Origin of the sequence: Rudaeicoccus suwonensis (assembly GCF_007829035.1) — a bacterium.
Lineage (GTDB): Bacteria > Actinomycetota > Actinomycetes > Actinomycetales > Dermatophilaceae > Rudaeicoccus > Rudaeicoccus suwonensis.
The window spans coordinates 2272151-2294983 of sequence record NZ_VIVQ01000001.1; the positions used below are offsets into that span (position 1 = coordinate 2272151).

The 22833-nt window shown below is 67.2% G+C and carries 17 protein-coding genes; 7 read left to right on the plus strand and 10 right to left on the minus strand.

Annotation, left to right across the window (positions count from 1 at the left end):
• Nucleotides 1-17: 17 nt before the first annotated feature.
• The 3 genes from BKA23_RS10385 to BKA23_RS10395 all read right to left on the minus strand — a co-directional run bounded on the left by BKA23_RS10385 (nt 18) and on the right by BKA23_RS10395 (nt 4915).
• Nucleotides 18-551: a hypothetical protein gene (locus BKA23_RS10385; RefSeq protein ID WP_145227742.1), complete on the minus strand. Its 534-nt coding sequence runs from the start codon at nt 549-551 to the stop codon at nt 18-20.
• A 66-nt stretch (nt 552-617) separates the two neighbouring features.
• Nucleotides 618-1817: an McrC family protein gene (locus BKA23_RS10390; RefSeq protein ID WP_170226458.1), complete on the minus strand. Its 1200-nt coding sequence runs from the start codon at nt 1815-1817 to the stop codon at nt 618-620.
• Between the two features lie 14 nt (nt 1818-1831).
• Nucleotides 1832-4915 (minus strand): AAA family ATPase, encoded by a 3084-nt coding sequence (locus BKA23_RS10395; protein WP_145227746.1) that lies wholly within the window; start codon nt 4913-4915, stop codon nt 1832-1834.
• A 114-nt stretch (nt 4916-5029) separates the two neighbouring features.
• Between BKA23_RS10395 and BKA23_RS10400 the strand changes: the two genes are divergently transcribed.
• The 3 genes from BKA23_RS10400 (at nt 5030) to BKA23_RS10410 (ending at nt 8350) form a co-directional block, all read left to right on the plus strand.
• Entirely contained in the window at nt 5030-5662 is a 633-nt protein-coding gene (locus tag BKA23_RS10400) for a DUF6891 domain-containing protein (RefSeq protein WP_145227748.1), read from the plus strand.
• A gap of 101 nt (nt 5663-5763) precedes the next feature.
• Complete coding sequence (locus BKA23_RS10405; RefSeq protein WP_145227750.1) at nt 5764-7188, plus strand: cytochrome P450; 1425 nt, start codon at nt 5764-5766, stop codon at nt 7186-7188.
• Between the two features lie 10 nt (nt 7189-7198).
• Entirely contained in the window at nt 7199-8350 is a 1152-nt protein-coding gene (locus BKA23_RS10410; RefSeq protein WP_145227752.1) for a MalY/PatB family protein, read from the plus strand.
• Here BKA23_RS10410 and serA read toward each other — a convergent pair.
• A complete protein-coding gene (serA, locus tag BKA23_RS10415) occupies nt 8340-9533 on the minus strand; it encodes a phosphoglycerate dehydrogenase (protein WP_145227754.1) in 1194 nt (397 codons plus the stop codon). The genes BKA23_RS10410 and serA overlap by 11 nt on opposite strands.
• A gap of 76 nt (nt 9534-9609) precedes the next feature.
• Here serA and BKA23_RS10420 point away from each other — a divergent pair, with 76 nt between their 5' ends.
• Nucleotides 9610-10269 (plus strand): histidine phosphatase family protein, encoded by a 660-nt coding sequence (locus tag BKA23_RS10420; RefSeq protein WP_170226459.1) that lies wholly within the window; start codon nt 9610-9612, stop codon nt 10267-10269.
• Nucleotides 10270-10301: 32 nt separating this feature from the next.
• Nucleotides 10302-11402, plus strand: coding sequence for a serine hydrolase (locus BKA23_RS10425; RefSeq protein ID WP_145227758.1), 1101 nt, complete (start codon nt 10302-10304; stop codon nt 11400-11402).
• 241 nt (nt 11403-11643) lie between these two features.
• Here the strand turns inward: BKA23_RS10425 and BKA23_RS10430 are convergent, their stop codons facing one another.
• From BKA23_RS10430 to BKA23_RS10440, 3 genes are all read right to left on the minus strand, one after another.
• Nucleotides 11644-14559: a vitamin B12-dependent ribonucleotide reductase gene (locus BKA23_RS10430; RefSeq protein ID WP_145227760.1), complete on the minus strand. Its 2916-nt coding sequence runs from the start codon at nt 14557-14559 to the stop codon at nt 11644-11646.
• 96 nt (nt 14560-14655) lie between these two features.
• Complete coding sequence (nrdR, locus tag BKA23_RS10435; RefSeq protein ID WP_145228456.1) at nt 14656-15156, minus strand: transcriptional regulator NrdR; 501 nt, start codon at nt 15154-15156, stop codon at nt 14656-14658.
• A 564-nt stretch (nt 15157-15720) separates the two neighbouring features.
• Nucleotides 15721-16128, minus strand: a complete 408-nt coding sequence (locus tag BKA23_RS10440; protein WP_145227762.1) for a hypothetical protein — start codon at nt 16126-16128, stop codon at nt 15721-15723.
• Nucleotides 16129-16438: 310 nt separating this feature from the next.
• Here BKA23_RS10440 and lexA point away from each other — a divergent pair, with 310 nt between their 5' ends.
• Entirely contained in the window at nt 16439-17158 is a 720-nt protein-coding gene (gene lexA, locus BKA23_RS10445; RefSeq protein ID WP_145227764.1) for a transcriptional repressor LexA, read from the plus strand.
• Between the two features lie 15 nt (nt 17159-17173).
• On the opposite strand, the gene BKA23_RS10450 is transcribed toward lexA, so the two are convergent.
• Nucleotides 17174-18007, minus strand: a complete 834-nt coding sequence (locus tag BKA23_RS10450) for an NAD-dependent protein deacetylase (protein WP_145227766.1) — start codon at nt 18005-18007, stop codon at nt 17174-17176.
• 148 nt (nt 18008-18155) lie between these two features.
• Here BKA23_RS10450 and BKA23_RS10455 point away from each other — a divergent pair, with 148 nt between their 5' ends.
• Nucleotides 18156-19076, plus strand: a complete 921-nt coding sequence (locus tag BKA23_RS10455) for a LysR family transcriptional regulator (protein ID WP_145227768.1) — start codon at nt 18156-18158, stop codon at nt 19074-19076.
• A gap of 130 nt (nt 19077-19206) precedes the next feature.
• On the opposite strand, the gene BKA23_RS10460 is transcribed toward BKA23_RS10455, so the two are convergent.
• Both BKA23_RS10460 and BKA23_RS18000 read right to left on the minus strand, forming a co-directional pair.
• A complete protein-coding gene (locus BKA23_RS10460) occupies nt 19207-21690 on the minus strand; it encodes a DNA internalization-related competence protein ComEC/Rec2 (RefSeq protein ID WP_145227770.1) in 2484 nt (827 codons plus the stop codon).
• Between the two features lie 29 nt (nt 21691-21719).
• The gene (locus tag BKA23_RS18000) at nt 21720-22760 is read right to left on the minus strand and encodes a ComEA family DNA-binding protein (protein ID WP_145227772.1); all 1041 of its coding nucleotides are present in this window, start codon (nt 22758-22760) and stop codon (nt 21720-21722) included.
• Nucleotides 22761-22833 lie beyond the last annotated feature (73 nt).

The following is a 22833-nucleotide window of genomic DNA, read 5'->3' on the forward strand; positions in this document are numbered from 1 at the left end:
TGATGTGACATCGCGGGTCAGGCTACTTGCACTGTCCAGACTTCGGGGTCGTTGCCGGCGGCGGGATCGCGCACGAAATGCCGCGCTCCCTCCCCCACCGGAATGCCTTGGTGGCCAGCGGCAGTGGTGATCGCCGTGGCGATGCGGTCCCAGACCGCGGCACCCTGCGGGAAACCCATCTCCCAGGTCATCGCCTCGATGCCGATCACCGTGCGATCGGCCAGCAGGTGCGCCCGTGCTCGTGGGTAGGAACCATCGATGGTGATGACCACGGTCCCGGCATCGGCCCGCACATCGGTGACGCGGGCATCAGCCGTCGCCACATGGGTGACGAGTTCACCGGCGCGCTGCGGATCGGCTCCAAGGGTCAGTGTGCGCCCCATCATCGCCAGGTGCTTGGTGGCAGGGCCGGCGGTGAGCGCCCGGCCGATGTTGCCCTCGATCGCCCGATCACGCACCTGGCCGTGCACACGGCTCACCTTGGACTTGGCGAAATACCAGACGAACGACGCCAGCACGATCAGCACCAGCACGATCACCAGTTTGCCCACGGGTGAGCCCCCTCCCTTGCGTCTGAACCTCAAGTATGACGGTGCTCGGCGTCTTCCGGTTGCACCTCAGTTGCGAACCGACGCACGTCGCGGGTACGACACCACGCGTACCAGCTCGGCGAGGGTGTCCAACGACCCGGCCAGCCGCGCCGCCGGCACGTTGAGCCGCAGCGGCACACACAGCAGTCGGGTGCCGATATTACGGACGACGACCTCGGGCGCCGGCGGCTCTTCCGCCTGCGCATAGATCAGCAGACCGGCCTCCAGGCCCAGCGCCGAGGCGTACGCCAACAACGGGTAGAAGTCGGAGCCACCGTGGCCCACGGTGTCGAGGCAGTAGCTGACGTCACCGACCAGCACCGGGTCACGGTCACGGCGCAGCAGCAGGTCGGGCGTGAAGTGCAACTGCTCCTGCACGTCGAGCGCATGCTGCGGACGCTCGTCGAGACTGATCTGCGGCCAGAGCCGGTTGCTCAGCTCGACCGTGATCCACCGCCGGAACAGGTCGTCCATGTCGACCATGAACGAGTGGGCGGTGTGTTCGCCGTCGAGGTGACGAATCGTGATGCCTTCCAGGGCCTTTCGTGCCAGGTCGAGGGCAGGCGCATAGTGCTCGTTGAGCCGCGTGATCGGTATGTCGACCGGCAGAGCCGACGGGTCGACCTGGCTGACTCCCTCGAATCGCTGCACCAGCCGCAGGCCGTCGCGGCGCACGAGCGGCGGCAGGTCCGGCCAGGTGAGGACCTGCCGCACTGCACACAGCAACAGCTGGTTTGCGGCGATGTCCGCAGTGAACTCGTCGTACCGGCACGGCGGGGAGGCCGCCGACCACGGCCTGGTCGCGAGCTGCTCGACCAGCAGCCGGCCGCGCAGCACGCTGAGATCCTCCTCGATCGTCACGTAGCCATGCAGCAGCCCACGCCGTGTTGCTGCGTCGATCGAGCGCAACAGGAAGGCGGCAACGCCGTCGACGACTTCGGTGTCCGCTGCCCAACCGACCGAGGCACTGGACCAGTCGTCGCCAGCGAGACCGGCGGAGAACATCGTGAAGAGGTTCTCCATCGGCGCACGCGGCTGCACCCGGATGGTCAGTCCCGGAACGGTGACCGCGCCGACCCAGGCACCGGTCCGCAACGTGACCCGCTCGGGGTCGGCTGTCGCCTGGATGGCGATCTTGCCGCCGGCGGTCGCCAGCAGTGCCTCCCGGGCAGCCCGGTCCAAGCGCACCGGTGCGCTGTCGCTGTGTTCGACCAGGCGCAACTCCACGAAGCGGCCCGGTCTCAGTTCGATGCCGGCGGCGGCAGCTCACCGGCCGCCGCGCGAGCCCGAGGACCGTGCCGCTCGACGACGCTGTGCCAGGTGAAGGTGCGCAGCACGTCCTCGCGGCCGTAGAACTGATCCTCGATGAACGGGTAGATGCTGTAGGTCCAGATGCGTTGCAGCGCAGCGTCATCCAGCCCTTCGACCATGAAGTGGCTGTGCCCGATCTGCAGATGCGGACCGCGCAGCGCACGCCGCAACTCGTCGTTGACCAAGTCGACCACGCCGGCGACCCAGACGGGGCCCTCGTGGGTGATCAGCCAGCGTCGCAGCAAGCCCTCCATCGGACCTTCGTGCGGCATGAACGGCACGAAGTGGAACCGGCGGCGCAGGGCGGCGTCGACCAGGGCGATCGAGCGGTCGGCGGTGTTCATGGTGCCGATGAAGTACAGATTCGGCGGGAGTTCGAAGCCCTCGTCCGGGCGGTATGACGTCATCACCGACTGCGAGCGGTACTCGAGCAGATACAGCAGTTCACCGAAGACACGCGGCAGGTTCGCCCGGTTGATCTCGTCGATCAGCATGATGTGCGGGGTGGTCGGGTCGGCCTCGGCGGCCTCGGCCAGCATGGCAAGCGGCCCGCGCCGCAGCTCGTAGACCATCTGCCCGTCGGCATCCAGCCGCGGGCGGAAGCCCTCGAAGAAGTCCTCGTACGAGGTCGAGGGGTGGAACTGCACGACCTGGCGTTTGCTGGAGTCCGGCTGCAAGGCGGCCGCGAGGCGCTGCGCCAGATAGGTCTTGCCGGTGCCGGGCGGGCCGTAGAAGATGACCTGCTTCTTGTCCTCCAGCAGACCGTGCACCTCGCGCAGGAAGTCTTCGTCGACGAGTAGTTCGCCGGCTGCCTCGGCGATGAGGTCGCGCTCCGGGTCGGCGACCGACTCACCCTTGCGCAGCAGCCACAGGGCGAACTGCACCTGTCCCCACGGGTCCGCGGGCAGCAGCGGCTCCAGGCGAGCGCGCAGCCGGTCGTTGGCGACCACGTGCAAGCGCGCGCGGTTGGGGTTGTCGATCGGGGGCAGCTCGACGCCGATGGCGCGCGCGACTGCGACCTTGCCGTCGGCACCGCCGAGGGAGTAGAGCGGCAGATACCGCCCGGGGTGCGCGATGGCCATGAGCTTCATGACGACCGCCTCACCAAGGCCTGCAGCCGGGGAGCCGTCACCGAGGATGTGCTCGATGCGGGCGACGTCGTCGCCCTCGCCCCACAACAACTGCTTCAGCGAGCGCGCGAAGGCGTCGAGGCCTGCGGCATCCATGCTGGCCAGGCTCGCCTGCAGCACCGAGTGTGTGCCGGGGTGTCCGTAGGACCGGCCACCGAGGACGCGCCGGAAGGCGGCCAGGTCGAAGGCGTCGAGGCCCGCGGGTTCCAAACTCTGGGCGAGCGCACGGCGCTGCTCCAGATGCCAGCGGTCGCGGTCGTTGGGGTACGGCCGCTCGGCCACGAATCGCTCGAGTTGCGAGAGCAATTCGACGTCGACCGGGCCGGTCGGGGTGGGCTCCTTGCCGGCCATCACCTCAACCAGCGGCGACAGCGCGCGGACGGTCTCGATGACGTCGGCGGCGAAATCCGCCCGTCCCAGCGCCTGCGGATGCGGCCACCACCGACCGACATACACCTCGCCGCCGGGGAACTCGCGACCGACCGGCTCGACGCGGTCGGCGCTTTCGAGCGCACGCAGGTGGAAGAAGCGCAAATCCTCGGGCAGGGTCTGCTCGACGGCACGGCCGATCTGCTCGTGCCGCTCCCCCGACCCCGGACCGTCCCAGCCGGAGTGCAGGCCGACGGCGACACCCGTGCGGGTCACCCACAGCCGGAATCCGGGGGCACCGATGCCGCCGGGCAGGGTCCACGTGGCATGGGCGTCCACCCGGTATGGCGCATCCTTGGACTGGCCTACGCGGGTCTGCAGGTTGGTCTCGTGCAGCCGCAGGCCGGTAGCGTGCTGCAGCGGTGCGTGCAGCGAGCGGACGGTCAAGGTCGCGACACCGCGCAACTGCAGCGCCAGCGCGGCTGCCAGCGCCTCGGCCTCGGCGTCGGTGTAACCGGAGGCGGGACGGTAGCCCTCGATGAGTTCGGCGGCCTCCTCGCAGACGTCCGGCAGCGCAGTGCCGAGCCCCACGAAGCTGCCCTTGCTGCCGAGATAGCCCACTGTTCGTTCGGCGGTGCGCGGGTCGTCCGGCTCGAAGCTGCGGCACAGCTCCGCGAACGCCAGATAGCGCTCGGCATGGCCCAGGTGACGGCCCATCCAGCCGAGCTGCTGGAACGGATCGGATCCGGCGGGCCACAGGGTCGGCCAGTCGCCACGCTCGTCGGTCGACCAGAAAAGCGACAGCAGCGTCACCACGCGGGAAGCGTCGAGATCACGGCCGACGAACTCCTCGAGCGCCCGGATGCGGCCGGCAGCCTCGTCGTCGTTGTTGGGGGTGCGGGTCGTCTCGACCAGCAGGTCGGCGGCGTCACGCTCATAGCCTCCGGCGTTGCCGCGCAACTGACCCAGCCAGGTCGGCAGCGACACAGCCTGCGCCGCGAACGGGCCGGGGCGCCGGGACCACACGGCGAAGGCCTCGACAAATGCCTGCAGGTCGCGCCCGAGCGCCAGGTCGCCCAGCAACTCACGCGCCTCGGCGACGCGATCGGCGCGCAGCGAGTCGACCTGGGCCCAGATGCCCTGGGTCGCCGGGTCATTGTTGGCGGCGACCTTGATGAGCTCGTATGTCGACCGCCACCGGCGCAGATCGCGCTGGCGGCTGGGGCTGGGCGGCTGGACCCGGTGCGCACGTTTGGTGTCGAAACCCAGATCCGCCAGATGCGCGGTCACCTCGTCTGGCGACGGGAGTGAGACCGGCGTCAGAGCTCCGAACTCGGGCCGGGCGAAGCCGTGGGCGGCCGCCGCGAGGGCTGCGGCGTCATACAGCTCACCCTCGTGCAGGAGCACGTGTTCGGGGTCGGCCTGGAAGCCGTAGGACGACAGGAACGAGTCGCGCCCTTGGGCCTTCCACTCGCTGACCGCGGCTAGGACGTCATCGCGGGTTATGTCGGACAAGGCCACAGTGCAACAGCTCCGAGGGGTCGGGGATTTGCGCAAAAGGTTACGGCACCACTCGGAGGCAGCCGGACGCCGATCACCCCATCGGGTGGCTTTGACACGATGGGGTGCGTGACGGTGAGCGGCGGCGGCAGGAGACGCAACTTCATCGGTGCCTTCAAACCCGATCCAGGCACCGCGGTGGGTCGGGTCATGACGCGGGTCTGCATCGGCACCGACAGTCGGCAGCAGCTCATCGACCTGCTGCGATGGGAGATCTCCCAGGACACCGCGCTGCAGGATGCCGGGATGCGCCCGGATCTTGCGGCGGGCGTGGTCGCGAAGCTGATCGAACACCACAACGAGGCAGTCCCCGACGCCTCACCGATGGCGTACGGCCTGATCACCGCACTGGAGGAACTGGCCGCCGACGGCATCGTGTTCGGATTCGGCGAGGGCATCGGGGTGCACGACTCGCTCGACGGTGTCGTGCGGGCGGCTGAGATCACGCTGAATGAGGGCGGCCGGGTCGACGGCTACTGCTTCAGCACGGTCGCGGACGTGGAGCGGATGATCTTCGAGGACCGGCTGTTCATCGGCTTCGGGGTCTTCAACGAGGACGGCAGCGGGTCGCTCGAGATCGGCGAGCGCGTCGCCAGGGCACTGCGGCAGCGGCAGGTCGCCGTCGAATGGCCCGGGGATGTCGACCACCGCATCCAGGTCGTCGGGCAGTACGAGATTCCGTACGTGGATCTGCCCGACTGACGGAAACGGCGGTTACTACAGGTGTCGTGAAGATTTACTACAGCTGTTGTGATCTGGACTACAGTGAGGTCCGTCCGACCCCGATGTGATGTGGAGATCTGATGCCCACCGCGACCCGTCGCCCACCGGCCAACTGGCCGCATCACGACTTCCCCCATCCGAAGGGGCGCCGGCCGTTCGTCAACGATGCTCCGACGATGCTGCGTGGCAACGACCGCCGCCCCCTTCAACGGGCGGTTGCCGTCACCGCGGGCCTCGGCCCGATCTTCGAGATCAAGCTTTTCGGGCAGAAGCTCGTCTTCGTGCGGGACGCCGCGCTGGCGGCTGAACTCTGCGACGAGTCGCGATTCGAGAAGAAGCTCGCGCCGGGAGTCGCGGCGCTGCGGGAGGTCGCCGGCGACGGACTGTTCACCGCGTATTCGGACGAGCCCAACTGGCAGCTGGCGCACGACCTGCTGCGCCCGGCCTTCACCAGAGCGGCGATGCAGGGCTATCACTCCACGATGTTGCAGGTGGCTGGCGAACTCATCGACCATCTCGACCGGGCGACGGAGCCGGTCGACGTCTCCCCGGCACTGACGAAACTGACTCTGGAGACCATCGGCCGCACGTCGTTCAGCAAGGACTTCGGATCCTTCACCAAGACAGAACTCGATCCGTTCGTCGCGGCCATGGTGCGCTCGCTCAAACGCGGTCAGCAACGCGGGGCGTTGGCCGCGCTGCCGTTCGCCTCGCTGTTGCTGCGTCGCGGGAAGGAGGAGTATGCCGCAGGACGCGCGTACATCGACTCCATGATCGACGACATCATCGATCAGCGATTGGCGGGCAACGACGCCGGTGGTCAGGACCTGCTGGGCCTGATGCTGCACTCCGCCGACGAGGCCAGTGGCGCCAAACTGGACCGGCTGAACATCCGCTACCAGATCCTGACCTTCCTGGTGGCTGGCCACGAAACCACTTCTGGCGCCTTGTCATTCGCGATGTACTATCTCGCGACGCAGCCGGCTGTGCGGGCTGCTGCTGCGGCCGAGACCGACGCCATACTCGGCGACGATCCGGATGCCGAGCCCAGCTTCGAGCAGGTCGCCAAGTTCCGCTACCTGCGCAGAGTGCTGGACGAATCTCTGCGACTGTGGCCGACCGCTCCGGGGTTCGCTCGCGGCCCTCGGCAGGAGACGGTCATCGGCGGGAAGTACCGCATGACACCGTCCGACTGGTGTATCGTGATGGCCTCGGAGGTGCATCGCGACCCGAAGGTGTGGGGTGACGACGCGCTCGAGTTCGATCCCGACCGGTTCCTGCCGGCTGCCATCAAGGCGCGACCGGCACACACCTATCTGCCCTTCGGCACCGGCGAACGTGCTTGCATCGGAAGGCAATTCGCCCTGCACGAGGCGGTGCTGGTGTTGGCGCGGCTGTGTCATCGGTACGACTTCGAGGCTGATCCGGACTACGAGCTGACGATCTCGGAGCGGCTGACCCTGATGCCGGAAGGTTTCCGGCTCTCGTTCACCCCGCGCCGGTAACCTGTCGAGGGTGGATTTCGTTGCAGCTCTGCAGGATCTGACCACCGACCGACTCCGCGAACGCGGCTCGCTGAAATGGACCGTGCCAGGTCCGGACCAGTTGGGTGCCTTCGTGGCGGAGTCCGACCTGCCGATGGCTCCCGTCATCCGTGCAGCACTCGACGATGCACTGGATCGCGGGCTGACCGGGTATCTGCCACCAGCCACGTCGGAAGTGGCCGAGGCAGCGTGCGCCGATTTCCAGAGGTCGCGGTTCGGTTGGCAGGTCGGGGCTGAGCAGGTGCACCTGTTGCCGGATGTGCTTGCGGCACTGAGCTTTTCGGCGTCGTTCATCTTCGACACGCGATTGCCGATCGTGCTGCCGACGCCGGCGTACATGCCGTTCCTGGATCTGCCGGGTGTGCTCGGCCGACCACTGCGAACAGTGCCCATGGAGCGGGTGTCCGGGCGGTATTCGCTGGACCCGGAGCGACTCGGACAGGCTCTCGCAGGCGGCGGACTGCTCGTGTTGGTGAACCCGCACAACCCGACCGGCCAGGTCGCGACCCGTGCCGAGTTGCTACAGATCGCCGACGTCGTCGAACGGACCGGCTCGGTCGTCTTCTGCGACGAAATCCACTCTCCCCTGGTGTATTACGGCTCGCGGCACATCCCGTATGCCTCGCTGGACGATCGCACCGCGGCGCACAGCGTGACTGCGGTGTCGGCGTCGAAGGGCTGGAATCTGCCGGGGTTGGCGTGCGCGCAGCTGATCCTGGGCAGCCGTGAACAGCGGCGCCGGTGGGACGAAGCACCGATGGTGGCTCGGCACGGCACTTCTCCGCTGGGAGCCGTGGCGGCAGCTGCGGCATACAGCCCGTCAGGGGTCGATCACCTGGATCAGGCGATCGCGTATCTGCAAAGTGGGCGCGACCTGTTCGCGCAGGCCGTGGCGACCCGGATGCCGCACGTGGGCTACACGCCACCGGCGGCGACCTACATCCACTGGCTCGATCTGGGCGGCACCGACATGTCGGCTGCGGAGTTGACCGAGCGCAGCGGCGTGCTCGGCACCGACGGAACCGACTGTGGCGCCACGGGATTCATGCGTCTGACGCTTGCCACGACGCACGCTGTGATCGCCGACGCTGCGGACCGGTTGGCGGTCGCGCTCAGTCGATGACGCGCAGCCGAATCGTCTCGGGCATCGACTTCAACTGCGCCAGCGCCTCGTGCGGCAGATCCGCCACATCTGTCACCACGTAGCCGACCTCGCCCTTGGTGTTGAGCAACTGGCCTTCGATGTTGACGCCGTGATCGGCGAGGATGCCGTTGACCTTGGCCAGCACGCCGGGGGTGTTGAGGTGCAGGTGGGAGATCCGACGACCACCGGGACGAGCCTCCATCGTCAACGACGGCAGGTTCACGCTGAGGGTGGTCGTGCCGCGGTGCACGAAGTCACGCAGCTTCGTGGCGACGAACCGGCCGATGTCCTCCTGGGCTTCCTCGGTCGATCCGCCGATGTGTGGGGTGAGGATCACGTTGGGGATGCCCTGCAAGGGTGACTCGAAGGCGTCACCGCGACGCTTCGGCTCGGTCGGGAAGACGTCGACCGATGCGCCCGCGATGTGCCCTGATTCGAGGTTCTCGCGCAGCGAGTCATAGTCGACGACGAAGCCGCGGGAGAGGTTCAGGAACAGCGAGCGCGGCCGCATCATCGCGAACTGCTCGGCTCCGAAGAATCCGGCGTTGCCCGAGCGGCCGTCGACGTGCAGCGTGATGACCTCGGCGGTCTGCAGCAACTCCTCCAACGAGTCGCAGCGGTGCGCATTGCCCAGCGCCAGCTTGTCGTCGGTGTCGTAGAAGAAGACCTGCAGGCCGAGCATCTCGGCGACCACCGACAGTTGTGAGCCAATGTTGCCGTAGCCGACGATGCCGAGCTTGCGACCGCGGATCTCGTGCGCGCCGGTGGCGTTCTTGTCCCAGACACCCTGGTGCAGGGCGCCGTCCTTTTCGGTCAGGCGACGCGCCATGACGATGATCTCGGCGATCACCAACTCGACCACGCTGCGGGTGTTCGAGAAGGGCGCGTTGAACGCGACGATGCCCTTGGCCGCCGCGTCGGACAACGCGATCTGGTTGGTGCCGATGCAGAAGGCGCCGATCGCCTGCACGGACGGCGCTTGGGCCAACACCTCTGCGGTGATCTCGGTCTTGGACCGGATGCCGACCAGGTCGACGCCCTGCAGAGCGTCGACCAACTCGGCCTCGTCGAGCGCGCCGGAGCGCGTCTCGACCTCGATACCCGCCTCGCGCAGGATCGACTCGGCCAGCGGATGGATGTTCTCAAGGAGCAGCGCCTTCACGCGGTGATCCTCCCATCGCGAGCGCCACGATCGGTCGGTGCGTCCGCTATCCGGCCGTCGCCACCAGCTACCGTGCGTGTCTGTGGGGTTGATCTATCTGGTGCGACACGGTCAGGCGTCCTTCGGCGCCGACGACTACGACGTGCTCTCGCCGCTCGGGCACGAGCAGGCGCGCGTGACCGGAGCGGCGTTGGCGGCGCGCGGCATACAGCCCGATCGGGTCGTGAGCGGAAGCCTGCGCCGCCAGCAGGCGAGCCTCGCCGCGCTGGCCGATGCGGCCGGCTGGTCGCCGGACACAGTCATCGACTCCGACTGGAACGAGTTCGACCATCGCGCGGTCGTCGCGAGCCATCTGAGGGGCGGCAAGATTTCCGTCACCGAGTCGGTGACGCCGCGGGAGTATCAACAGACCTTCGTGCGCGCCGTCGACGCTTGGACGGCCGGTGAGCTGATCGATGTCGAGCCGTTCTCGGTGTTTGCAGACCGTTGCCGTCAGGCGTTGCTGCGCGTGGCGGACGACGACGGCACGACCGTGGTCGTGACGTCGGGTGGGGTGATCGGCGTGCTGGCCGCGCGCTCGCTCGCCGGCGACGTGACACGCTGGTCGCAGCTGAACGGCGTCGTGATCAACGCCGCCGTCAGCAAGCTGCTGGTCAGCCCGCGCGGCTGCACGATGCTCTCGTTCAACGAACAAGGCCACCTGGAGCATGATCGCCGGCTGGTGACCTACCGGTGAAAAGGCGTCCACCGCAACGAATCCCGTGCCGTATGACGGCCGCCGTCGTCGTGCTGAGCTGTGGCGTTCTGACCGGTTGTGGTGGCCGCAGTTCCGCAGAACCGCCGAGCAGCCCGGTCAGTTTGCTGCCCTCCGCCAGCGCGTCGAGGTCGTCCAGTTCGGCGGCAACAGGCGGCCCGGTGGCGGTGTTGCCGGCGACCGGTGCCACGCCGGCGGCGTGGTCGCGGGTCGACCGGCAGGCATCGTCGGTGGCGCCGCACGTGGCAGTGGTGGCGGCGAAGATGACGGCGAGTGGTCAGTTGCAGATCGTGCACCAGTCCGGTCCGACGGACGCGCGGCCGCTGGCGTCGATGGTGAAGCTCTATGTGCTCATCGCGGTGGCTCAGGCAGTGCAGTCAGGGACACTACGGTGGGATCAGCGGCTCACGCTGCAGAGCACCGACAAGGCAGCCGGCAGCGGAGCGCTGATCGGAGCGGCGAGCGGCTCGACGGTGACCGTGCAGCAAGCGGCGACGCTGATGATCCAGATCTCCGACAACACCGCCACTGATCTGCTGATCCGTGCTGTCGGTCAGAGCGCCTTGGCGAAGGCCGTCGCGAGCACCGGCTCGTCCAACGCGGCGAAGCTGGTGCCGTTCACGACGATCCGGCAGGACATCTGGCTGGAGTGGTCGACGTCTGCGGCTGCGGTTCAGGCACGTGCCCGATGGGCGGGTGCCTCGACACAGACGCGCATGAGTCTGATGGCCCCGGCGACGGCACCGGGCTCACCAGTGCCCGATGCGACCGGCGCCGGAACGACCGCGCGATGGCAGGACGGCCTGGGGTACTTCGCGTCAGCGCTGGATATCGCGAAAGCGCAGGTGGTGCTGGCGCGGTTGGTGCGACAGAAGGGTCTGGAGCCGTTGCAGTCGATTCTCGACGTCACTCGGACCGGGATAACGACTCCGACGTCGTGGCGGCAGGTGTCGTTCAAGGGCGGCACAGTGATGGGTGTGCAGACCGGGTCCTGGTATGCGCGGACGACCTCAGGTGACGAGGTGCTGGTGGTGATGGCGTCTTCGCCGGGCGGCGTCAACACCGCATCGTTCAACGCACTGGCCAGCAAAGCGGCCGCTGCTCTGGCCGGCTGAACCGCCCGCGGATCAGCCCCCTCCGCTCGTCCCCCGCTCGCCCGAACTTGCGCTCCTCTCGTTGACCTGGCACCAGCTGTTGTTATCCAGTCCTCGCAACGACACCTACTGCCACCTCAACCCCTGGCTCCTCGCGTCACCGACACCGAGCGCAAACGGCCCCACACGACTTGTCGTGTGGGGCCGTTCGGCTGTCGGAGGGCTCAGCCGCTGACAGTGATGGCGGTGGTCGCCGCTGAGATCAGCTGCAACCGGAGGTGCTGCCGCATCCTTCGCAGACGTAGCACGAACCGGCGGGGCGCATCTTGGTGCCGCAGGTCATGCACATCGGGGCGTCGGCGGCCTTGCCCTGGAACTTCTCCAGCAGTTCGGCCGACGAGTGGACCTCGCTGGACACCGTGCGCGCGCTGGCTGCGCCGGAGCCGGATTCGACGTCGGCGCCTGCTGCAGTGGACGCTTCGGCCGCCACTGGGCTCGCCTGCGACGTGGCCTCGTCGGTCACGACCGCGTCGGTGGGTGTGCCCAACTCGGAGCCATCCGGCTCGGATGCTGCTGCGTCGTCGGTGGCTTCGGCATACGACCCGGTCTCGAGCTGACGAGCCCGCTCGGCCGAGGTGTGGATGCCCATGAACGAGCGCGTCTCGAAGTCCAGGTGGTCCAGCGCCAGACGACGGAAGACGTAGTCCATGATCGACTGCGCCATTCGCACGTCCGGGTCGTCGGTCATGCCGGCCGGCTCGAAGCGCATGTTCGTGAACTTCTCGACGTAGGTCTCCAACGGGACGCCGTATTGCAGGGCCACCGAGATCGACAGGGCGAAGGCCTCCATCATGCCGCCGAGCGTCGACCCCTGCTTGCCCAGTCGCAGGAAGATCTCGCCGAGCTGACCATCGTCATACGTGCCGGCGGTGAGATATCCCTCGGCGCCGCCGACGGCGAACGACGTGGTCTGCGAGGTGCGGCGCTTGGGCAGGCGACGACGCACCGGGCGGTACTCGACGACCTTTTCCACGACCTTCTCGGCAGCTTCTGCTTTGTCCTTGGCAGTGGACCCACCGTCGGACAACGGCTGACCCACCTTGCAGTTGTCGCGATAGACCGCGAGCGCCTTCAGGCCCAGCTTCCAGCCCTCGAGGTGCACCTCGGCGATCTCCTCGACCGTCGCCGACTCCGGCAGGTTGACCGTCTTGGAGATGGCACCCGACAGGAACGGCTGCGTCGCGGCCATCATCCGCACATGGCCCATGGGGGCAATCGCCCGCTGGCCCATCGCGCAGTCGAAGACCTCGTAGTGCTCGGGCTTCAAGCCGGGCGCATCGATGACGTGGCCCTTGTCGGCGATGTGCTCGACGATGGCCTCGATCTGCTCACCCTGGTAGCCGAGCTTCTTCAACGCCCGCGGGATCGTCTGGTTGACGATCTGCATCGAACCGCCACCGACAAGCTTCTTGAACTTCACCAGCGAGAAGTCGGGCTCGATGCCGGTGGTGTCGCAGTCCATCATGAAGCCGATGGTGCCGGTCGGTGCGAGCACCGACGCCTGCGCGTTACGGAAGCCGTTCTTGGCGCCGAGTTCGACGACGTCGGCCCACGCCTTGGTGGCGTAGCGGTGGATTTCGGAATCCATCGCGTCCAGCGTCCGGACCTGGTCGTTGGCAGCCTGGTGCTTGCGCATGACCCGCTGGTGCGGCTCGGCGTTGCGGGCGTAGCCGGCATACGGGCCGACGACCGCGGCAAGCTCGGCGGACCGCTTGTATGCCGCACCGGTCAGCAGCGAGGTGATCGCCGCAGCCAGCGAACGACCACCCTCGGAGTCGTAACCGTGGCCGGTCGCCATCAGCAGCGCGCCCAGGTTGGCGTAACCGATGCCCAGCTGACGGTAGTCGCGTGTGGTCACACCGATCGACTCGGTCGGGAAGTCGGCGAAGCAGATCGAGATGTCCATCGCCGTGATGACCAGCTCGACGACCTTCTGGAAGGCCGCGACGTCGAAGGTGTCGTCATCGCGCAGGAACTTCAACAGGTTCAGTGACGCCAGGTTGCAGGAGCTGTTGTCCAGCGACATGTACTCCGAGCACGGATTCGAGGCGGTGATGCGGCCGGTTTCGGGGTTGGTGTGCCAGGCGTTGATCGTGTCGTCGTACTGGATGCCGGGGTCGGCACACTCCCACGCGGCCTTGTTGATCTTGTCGAAGAGGCCACGGGCGTCGACGTGTTCGATGACCTCACCGGTGCCGCGGGCGCGCAGACCGAAGGAGGTGCCCTCCTCCACCGCGCGCATGAACTCGTCACTGACACGGACGGAGTTGTTGGCGTTCTGATACTGCACCGAGGTGATGTCTCGGCCGCCGAGATCCATGTCGAAACCGGCGTCGCGCAGCGCGCGAATCTTGTCTTCCTCACGCGCCTTGGTCTCGATGAACTCCTCGATGTCGGGGTGGTCGACGTCGAGGACAACCATCTTGGCCGCACGACGGGTGGCACCACCGGACTTGATGGTGCCCGCAGACGCGTCGGCACCACGCATGAACGACACCGGACCGCTGGCGGTGCCGCCGGAGGACAGCAGCTCCTTGGACGAGCGGATGCGTGACAGGTTGAGGCCGGCGCCGGAGCCGCCCTTGAAGATGAAGCCCTCTTCCTTGTACCAGTTGAGGATCGAGTCCATCGAGTCCTCGACGCTGAGGATGAAGCACGCCGACACCTGCTGCGGGGACTTGGTGCCCACGTTGAACCACACCGGCGAGTTAAAACTGAACACCTGGTGCAGCAGTGACCAGGTCAGCTCGTGCTCGAAGATCTCGGCATCGTCGTCGGAGGCGAAATAACCGTTGTCCTTGCCGGCCTTGACGTAGGTCAGCACGACGCGGTCGATCAGCTGCTTGAGGCTGGTCTCACGAGCGGGTGTGCCGAGCGCGCCACGGAAGTACTTCGTCGTGACGATGGTCGAGGCGTTCAATGACCACGTCTCGGGGAACTCCACACCGCGCTGTTCGAAGATGGTCTCGCCGGTCTTCCAGTTCTGCTGCACGACATCGCGCGACTCCCAGGTGACCTCGTCATACGGATGCACACCAGGGGTGGTGAAGATGCGTTCGACGTGCACGCCCGCACCTGCGCGGCGAGTCTTCGGACGGGTGTCGGCCGTGTCTGTCATGCGTGTCCTCCAAGAGATGTATGGCGATGTGGTGCGGATGACGAAGGTGGAACTGCAGGTATGTCGGGCGGTGCTGAGATCGGGTGCTGTCGTCTGTCAATCAGTGTCGCTGGGACCACCGACAGCGGTGGCGGGCTCGACACCGCTCGCTGCGCGTTCGGCGCGCAACAGCGTGATCGCGGCCTCGAAGTCCTCCAGGTTGTCGAATGCCTGGTAGACGCTGGCGAACCGCAGATAGGCGACCTCGTCCAGGCTGCGCAGCGGTGCAAGCACTGCCAGACCCACGTCGTGGGCGTCGATCTCGGCGGCGCCTAGCATGCGGATCGACTCCTCGACCTGCTGGGCGAGCAGGGCCAGGTCGTCCTCGCTGACCGGGCGCCCCTGGCAGGCTTTGCGGACGCCGACCAGCACCTTGCCGCGACTGAACGGCTCGCTGGCACCGGATCGCTTCACGACAGTGAGGCTGGCAGTTTCGAGCGTGGAAAAGCGTTTGCCGCACGTCGGGCACTGGCGGCGCCGCTTGATGCATGTGCCGTCGTCACTGGTGCGGCTGTCGACGACGCGGCTGTCGTCGTGGCGGCAGAACGGGCAGTGCATCGCGGCTCCCTCCGAGTCGATGACCTGTGACCTATGACGGTCGGGCTGTATGACGGCAACAGCACTCCCGCACCCATGCCCGACCGCCTCACCGGTGCGGGAGAAAGCGGGCATGACAGAACCACCGCACTCGGGCTCTGTGGATGCCGTTGTGGGTAACCGGTGGATATATTGGGGACTACATGTGGACGACTTACATCCATGTAACTACTAGATGTAGGGATATTAGGCCGAGTCCACACAAGTCGCAAGACCCCTGGCGCGCCGCTCACAAAAGCGCAGGTCATGGCGTCGGAAACGACTGCGTAACGGCGTGTCGCCACCCCCGTGCGGCTCCCGACAGTGTCCCGCTACGCGCACAGACCGTGCCCTCCATGCGCTACGCACAGTGAGCCCCGTGCGGAATGTCCGACCGCACGGGGGCCATAGGAGCCCCACCGTCGAACATCGACGCTGGCACGCCTCACCTCTCACCCGGCGTGTGACGCCGGGGCCGCAGTTGCCGCCCCGGCGTCACATGGTGCGTGGTAGGCCGACATGGCGCTCTCCCCCAACACGCGACATTCAGCGCGTGATGATCAGGCGCTCGCCCGCGCCCACTTGACTGGAGTTCAGTTGGTTGACGATCTGCATACGCGCCACCGCGTCGTCGATCGAGAGCTTCGGATACGCCTCGTGCGCGATCTGCGACAACGTCTGGCCCGGCTGCACCGTGACCGTCTGCTGCGGCGCCGGCACTCCGGGCGATGCCAACGAGGCCCAGGAGCCGCCGACGACCGTGCACACCACAGCAGCACCGACGACGCCGAGCAGCAGGCGAGCGCGCCGCGTGAGGCGGATCGGCCTGGCGGTCGTCGCCGGCCGAGCGACGGAACTGCGACCGGCTGCAGCAGGACCGGTCGGGACCGACTGCAGATGACGGCGTCGCGCCGGCTCGGTGGTCGGGCAAGCCCACTGGGTGACTGCGCTCATGTCTTCCTCCCATGAATCTGCGTGCGGTGACGCGACGTCTGCGGATGACACCCGACTCACCGTGAGCCGGTGCGTCGATGTGTCGGTCGAACACCCGTGCGATCGCACGTCTGTACGATTTATAGCACGCTTGTTCGGATTCGTGGAGACACGCGTCGTACAAATGTTTGGCACTTGTGTCCGAACCGCATACGCTTGTCTCACGTGAAGAACTCAACCAGCGACCACCGACAGCCCCTCGGTGCAACCTGGAAAATGTGCGACATTGCAGGCATTTCATCGATCAGGGGCGGGATGAGGAGACGCGTCGATGGCTGAAGTTCACCGGCTGCCCGATCGGTCAGGCGAACGCCTGACGACCCGACAGACGAAGGTGCTGCAGGTGATCCGCAATTCGGTCGATCGACGTGGCTACCCGCCGAGTTTGCGTGAGATCGGCGACGCAGTCGGGCTCACCAGCCCCAGTTCGGTGGCACATCAATTGACCATGCTGGAACGCAAGGGGTACCTGCGACGCGATCCCAATCGCCCACGCGCCATCGAGGTCATCGATCCCGAGGCGACCAAGGACACCCGCGGTTACCGCGGCGGGTCGAGCGTCACGACGGTCGACGAATCCAGCTTCGACGAGACCGACCTCGGCAACCAGCAGCCGGCAGCGGCATACATCCCGGTGGTCGGTCGTATCGCCGCGGGCGGGCCCATCCTTGCCGACGAAGTCGTCGAGGACGTCTTCCCGCTGCCCAAGCAGATCGTCGGCGAAGGCGACCTGTTCCTGCTCAAGGTTGTCGGCAACTCCATGATCGACGCTGCGATCTGCGACGGCGACTGGGTCGTCGTGCGGCAGCAGCCGACGGCCACCAACGGAGACATCGTCGCGGCGATGATCGATGGCGAGGCCACGGTCAAGACCTTCCGCCGGACCGACGGAAAGGTGTGGCTCATCCCGCACAACGACGCGTTCGAGCCCATCGACGGCGACGAGGCGACTGTCCTGGGCAAGGTGACAGCCGTCCTGCGCAGTATCTGAGAAGGACCTGACGGGTCAGGACGTCTGAAGTTCCTCCACCAGACGGGTCAGGCTGGCGCCCAACGGCGCATCGATGTGCACCGACAACTCATCCTCGCGCGCCCGCGTCCAGCCATGCGTGATCAGGAGCACCGGGAGACCGGATCGGGCCGCCCGTCGCACGAACCGGTAGCCCGACATGACCGCAAGAGATGATCCGAGCACCAGCAATCCGCTCGCGGCGTCAACCGCGTCGAAACACGATTGAACAACGTCCTTGGGTACCGACTCGCCGAACATCACGACATCCGGTTTCAACAGGTCAGATCCACACACCAGACAGTGACCCACTCGGAACCCCGCGATCGCCGTCTCCGCCAACGCGACGTCGCCATCCGGGCGTAGGGGCCCGTCGAAGGACCGATCGAAATCCGGGTTGGCCTCGGTGAGCCATTGGTCGACGATGGCGCGGGCGTAACGCTCCCCGCAGTTCATGCACACCACCTGCGCCAGGCTGCCGTGCAGTTCGACCACGTCGTGCGCACCGGCTCGTTGGTGCAGCCCGTCGACGTTCTGGGTGATGATCGACCCGACGTATGCCGCGGACTGTAGCGCCGCCACGGCCCGATGGCCCGCATTGGGCGTGGCTGCGGCAAAGCGGGGCCACCCGACATACGAACGCGCCCAGTAGCGTTGCCGCGCAACGGGACTCGCCAAAAGCTCCTGCGCGGTCATCGGCTGGATCCGGCGCTCACCATCGGCGCCGCGGTAGTCGGGGATGCCTGATTCGGTGGACAGGCCGGCGCCGGTGAGCGCGACGAGCCCGCCGGCAGCAACCAACTCGCGCAGGCGTTGCCAGTCGTTCGTCACATCGCCAACCTCTCACACCGGGATCTGTGGTTCGGGGTGGTGGGCCAGGAAGGACCACTGGCTGCGGCACACCTGCTGACGTCGGACCGTCGATCACCCGAGCATCGACATCTCCCGATTCCGATAACAACGGGTTATTCTCGATTGCATGATCGATGCAGCGGGGCTTCGGGTGATCAAAGCCATCAGCGATGAGGGCAGTTTCACCGCCGCAGCGGCCTCCCTGGGATACTCCCAGCCGGCGATCTCGCAGATGGTGCGGCGATTGGAGGAACGCACCGGCACTGTGCTGGTCGAGCGCCTCGGGCGAAACGTCCGGTTGACCGAAGCGGGACTGGTGCTCGCTCGTCACGCGGTCGCTGTGCTGGCGGCACTTCAGGCAGCAGAGTCCGAGGTCGCCGCCATCGCAGGTTTGCGTGCGGGGCGTGTTCGCCTGATGGCTTTCCCATCATCGTCGTCCACGCTGGTTCCCAGAGCGCTCGCCTTGGTCAAGCAACGATTCCCTGACGTTCAGGTCAGCTTCACCGAGGCCGAACCGCCGGAGTCGTTGGCAGCGCTGCGGTCGGGTGAGTGCGATGTGGCCGTCGCCTTCGCCTACGAAGGCACGGACCTGGCGCGTGGCGAAGAGGATCTGGACGCGTTCGTCACCCGCAAACTGCTGGACGACGAGGTGCGCCTGGCCGTGCCGACGGATCATCCGCTGGCCGCCACCGAGCGGGTCAATCTTGCCGCGCTGGCCACCGAGCCGTGGATTGCTGGATGCCCCCGCTGTCGCGGACACCTGTTGTCGCTGGCGTCCCGCGCCGGTTTCACGCCCGACGTCGCGTTCGAGACCGAGGATTACGTTGCGGTGATGGGTTTGGTCGCCGAGGGGCTGGGCGTGGCACTCATCCCGGATCTCATCCGCCGGTCCGCCAGCCACCCCGGGATTGTCACCCTGCCGATCGAGCCGGCGTCCCGACGCGCCGTGTATGCCGTGACCACTCCTGATCTGCAACGGGTGCCCGCCGTCGCGGCGACGCTGGACGCGCTGTGCGAGGCGGCGCAGGTCAAGAGCCTGTGTCACTGACGCCGCAGAAAGCGCTGACGCGGGACCGTGCTGACGACGATCGCGGCCGCCCTACAGAAACAAGCACATCGGCCAGCTGAGCTGACCCGCCGGATCAGATCCGGGGGCTGTGCGGGTTGTTGCTGTCGGTTCACGGTCGCGCGATCAGGGCGTGGCCGTCGCGCGAGACCACCGCGATGTCGCCGCCACGATCGGTCCGGACGACCGCGGTGCCGCTGTCGCGCAAGAGATCCAGTGTCTTGGCGGTGGGGTGCCCGTAGTCGTTGTCGGCGCCGACACTGATCACTCCTATGGTCGCCTGCAACTCGTGTTCGAAGTCGGGATCCTGGTTGGCGGAACCGTGATGCGGCACCTTCAGCACGTCGACGTGAGTGCCATCGGGTGCCTTGCGAAGCTCGCGCAACGCTGCGGCGGCGGCCTCCTTCTCGATGTCGCCGGTCAGCACGATCCGTAGGCCGCGGGAGTGCACGTCGAGCACGATGCTGGCGTTGTTTTGTTCTGATCCGGCGTGCAGCACGCGGCTTGGCCAGACCACCGTGGCCTGCAGACCGGTGAACGTCAGTGTGTCGCCTGTCTTCAACGGCTGCGGGGTGAGCCGATGCGCGGCAGATACCTGATGCACCAGCGGCTCGTCGCTGGGCTCATCCCCGCCGGATTGCTGTCCGCCCGGCTCCACGGGGGTCACATACACCGCGCGAACCGTGCGTCCGGCGAAGACGCCGTCGATGCCGCCCACGTGGTCGGCGTGGAAGTGGGTGAGCACCAGCGCGTCGACGACCTGTATGCCGAGCCGGTCGAGGCAGGCAGCCATCGGACCTGGCTCAGGCCCCGCGTCGACGACCACTGCATGACCCGACGACGTCGCAAGTGCACCGCCGTCGCCCTGACCCACGTCGCAGGCGACATACACCCATCCAGGCGGCGGCCAGCCGAGGCTGGGCATCGGAGTCCACACGGCTGCGATGACGAGCGCGAGTCCCCCTGCCAGCCAAGGTCGTCGCAGAGCAGCACGGGCAAGCCACGGGCCACTCAGCAACAGCAGCAACACCAAGGCTGCCAACAGCAACGCACCCACGGTGCCGGGCACCCACGGCAGGCTGCCCATCGGCACCCTCGCGGCTGCGTGCGCCACCCACGCGATGCCCCACGCGGGCAAGCCCGCCAACCAGGCCGGCACCGCCGCCACAGACGTGCTGAAGCCCGCGACCACGACCGTGATGACACCGGCGAGAGTCGCCGGAGCAACCAGCGGCGCGGCGAGCACGTTCGCAGGCAGCCCGATCAGGCTGACCGATCCCTGCAGCAGCACGATCACCGGAGCGCAGAACGCCTGCGCCGCCACCGGGATCGCGACGGCATCTGCTAACCGGCGAAGTCGGGAGGGCAGGAACCGGGCGAACCAGTCGGCCCAGGGCCGGGCGAAGAACAACAGCCCAGCCGTGGCGAGCGTCGACAGGGCAAAACCGTATGACGCAGCCAGCCACGGGTCGTAGATCAGCAGGACCACCACCGCGGCGGCGAGCGCCGGCGGGCCCGCCGCCCGCCTGGCAACCGAGACTCCCAGCAGACCGACTGCTCCCATCGCAGCAGCCCGTATGACGCTCGGCTGCGGGCGACACAGCAACACGAACAGCACCAGCGCTGCGCCGGCGAAGATCAACCGCCAGCGCCCGCGGATTCGCAGCCACCCGGACAGCCAGATCACCGACATGAGCACGAGCGTGACGTTCGAGCCGGAGACAGCATTCAGGTGCGACATCCCGGTGGCTCGCATGTCGTCGTTGAGCTCCTGGGGCATGGCCGAGGTGTCACCGATGACCAGTGCAGGCACGAGGCCCCGTGGATCGGCAGGCAGCGAGGATGTCGCCTGGCGTGTGTCAGCCCTCAGACCCTCGATGGCGCCGAGCAACGGGCCGGCACCGGCGAGGACCGTCGGCGCACCGCGCGCGGTCAATATGGCCGCCACGTCGTCACCTGCCTCCGCCGGCTTCAGCCGTCCTGTGAACGAAATGCGTTGGTGCCAATGGACTTCAAGCCATCGCTCATCACCGAGCACGAGCACGGGAGTGGTCGTCGTGCTCACAGCTCCTCGTGCCACCACCTGACGGACCGACACCGTTGTGATCACCAGTCGCTGCGCCCCGCCCACGCCGGCAGCCACCGCTCGGGGATCCGAGGTGACCACAGCCTCGACCCGCACGATGGCCGACGTCTGCGAGAGTTCGCCGATAGGCCCGGCTGAGCGGACAGCAAGGTGTCCTGCGGTGGCACACAGACATAGCGCGGACACCGCTCCCCCAAGCGCTCCGACGGCGACCAACCGTGGGTAGATCGCGTCGCGCCGGTAGGTGCGCGTACGCCAAGTCCACTTCAACGGTCGTGGTGTCGCAGTGAAGTGGTCGAAACCCGTTGCCAGTGACCGTCTCTCACCCCAGACACAGATGCCGGTGACGCACAGGCAGCCGACCGCCATCACGGCCACCCACAGCGCAGGCATCCGCAAACCGGCGAGCACAAGGCCCCACGCAACTCCCGCAGCGACCAGCAGCCGCAGATCGAGCCGGCGTGGCTCATCGTCCTCCGGTTCATCCTTCGAAAGCAGACGATCAAGCACGGCGTCGGTCACCTGCCGGCGCCACACGATCAGCCCACCCGCACCAACGGGCGCAGCCGCTCGAGCATCTTCTCGCCGATGCCACTGACCTCCCCGAGATCGTCGACGGAGGTGAATCGCCCGTTCTCCTGGCGCCACTGGATGATGCGCTCTGCCAGCACCGGGCCCACTCCCGGCAAGCTGTCGAGACCTGCGGCATCGGCGGTGTTGATGTCGACGACTGCGCCGGCCGCTCCCGACCCGGTGGCGGATCCACCTCCCGCACCACCCGAGCCGGTGGCACCGGCCGGCGGCGCGATCGACTCACCCGGCTTCGGCACCTGGATCTGTTCACCGTCGGTGACGACACGAGCCAAGTTGACTGCAGCGAGATCGGCAGTCGGAAGTGCGCCACCGGCAGCCTCGACCGCATCGCGCACGCGCGACCCGGTACGGATCTCGACCACACCGGGCTTGCGCACCTGACCCACGACCTGCACCACGACGATCGACTGTCCGGACGACGACGGGGATCCCGACGCCACCTGATCCGCATCTGCGCCGGAGCCGAATCCCGAGCGGGACGAAGGCGATCCGCTGGACGACGCGCTCGCCAACGCGCTGGCTGCGGCCAGCGGACGAGGAGTCGAGCTGGCGCGTGCGAGCACCGCACGACCACCGAAGACCACCGCTGCCACAAGCACGAGCACCACCGCCCCGATCACCGCCAGCCGACTCGGCGCGAGCAGCGGATCACGCAGAGACGACGGCGTACGCACAAGTGGCTCGTGCGGCCGCACGATCTCGGAGTCCCCGGTAGCGCGGTGACGCGCGGCTCGCCCACCGAGGTCGCGCCGCGTTCGAGACGATGTGTCCAGCTCTTCGGTCTCGCCATCGCCGAGCTCGTCTGCGGCGCCACGCCCGCCGAACTCAGCGATCCTTCGAGGCAACTCACTCAGAGTCGAGCGTGGCTGATCCAGCAGCGTCTGCGAAGTGGGCACCCAGCCAGGCGCACGTCGGACAGCCTCGAGTTCCTCCAGCACCGCCGCAAGGCGGTCCGGCACCGGCGCATCAGAACGTGAACGTGGCATGCCGAAAAGCTAGGCGCCACAGCCCAAACCGTCGCCCACAGACTCCCCACCTTGTGGACAACAGCCACGGCAC

What these genes read in the sequence shown, in the direction of transcription:
- BKA23_RS10455 (WP_145227768.1), top strand. Translation starts at nt 18,156, where the DNA reads ATGATCGATGCAGCGGGGCTTCGGGTGATCAAAGCCATCAGCGATGAG.
- nrdR (WP_145228456.1), bottom strand. Translation starts at nt 15,156, where the DNA reads ATGCACTGCCCGTTCTGCCGCCACGACGACAGCCGCGTCGTCGACAGC.
- BKA23_RS10405 (WP_145227750.1), top strand. Translation starts at nt 5,764, where the DNA reads ATGCCCACCGCGACCCGTCGCCCACCGGCCAACTGGCCGCATCACGAC.
- BKA23_RS10440 (WP_145227762.1), bottom strand. Translation starts at nt 16,128, where the DNA reads ATGAGCGCAGTCACCCAGTGGGCTTGCCCGACCACCGAGCCGGCGCGA.
- lexA (WP_145227764.1), top strand. Translation starts at nt 16,439, where the DNA reads ATGGCTGAAGTTCACCGGCTGCCCGATCGGTCAGGCGAACGCCTGACG.
- BKA23_RS18000 (WP_145227772.1), bottom strand. Translation starts at nt 22,760, where the DNA reads ATGCCACGTTCACGTTCTGATGCGCCGGTGCCGGACCGCCTTGCGGCG.
- BKA23_RS10430 (WP_145227760.1), bottom strand. Translation starts at nt 14,559, where the DNA reads ATGACAGACACGGCCGACACCCGTCCGAAGACTCGCCGCGCAGGTGCG.
- BKA23_RS10425 (WP_145227758.1), top strand. Translation starts at nt 10,302, where the DNA reads ATGACGGCCGCCGTCGTCGTGCTGAGCTGTGGCGTTCTGACCGGTTGT.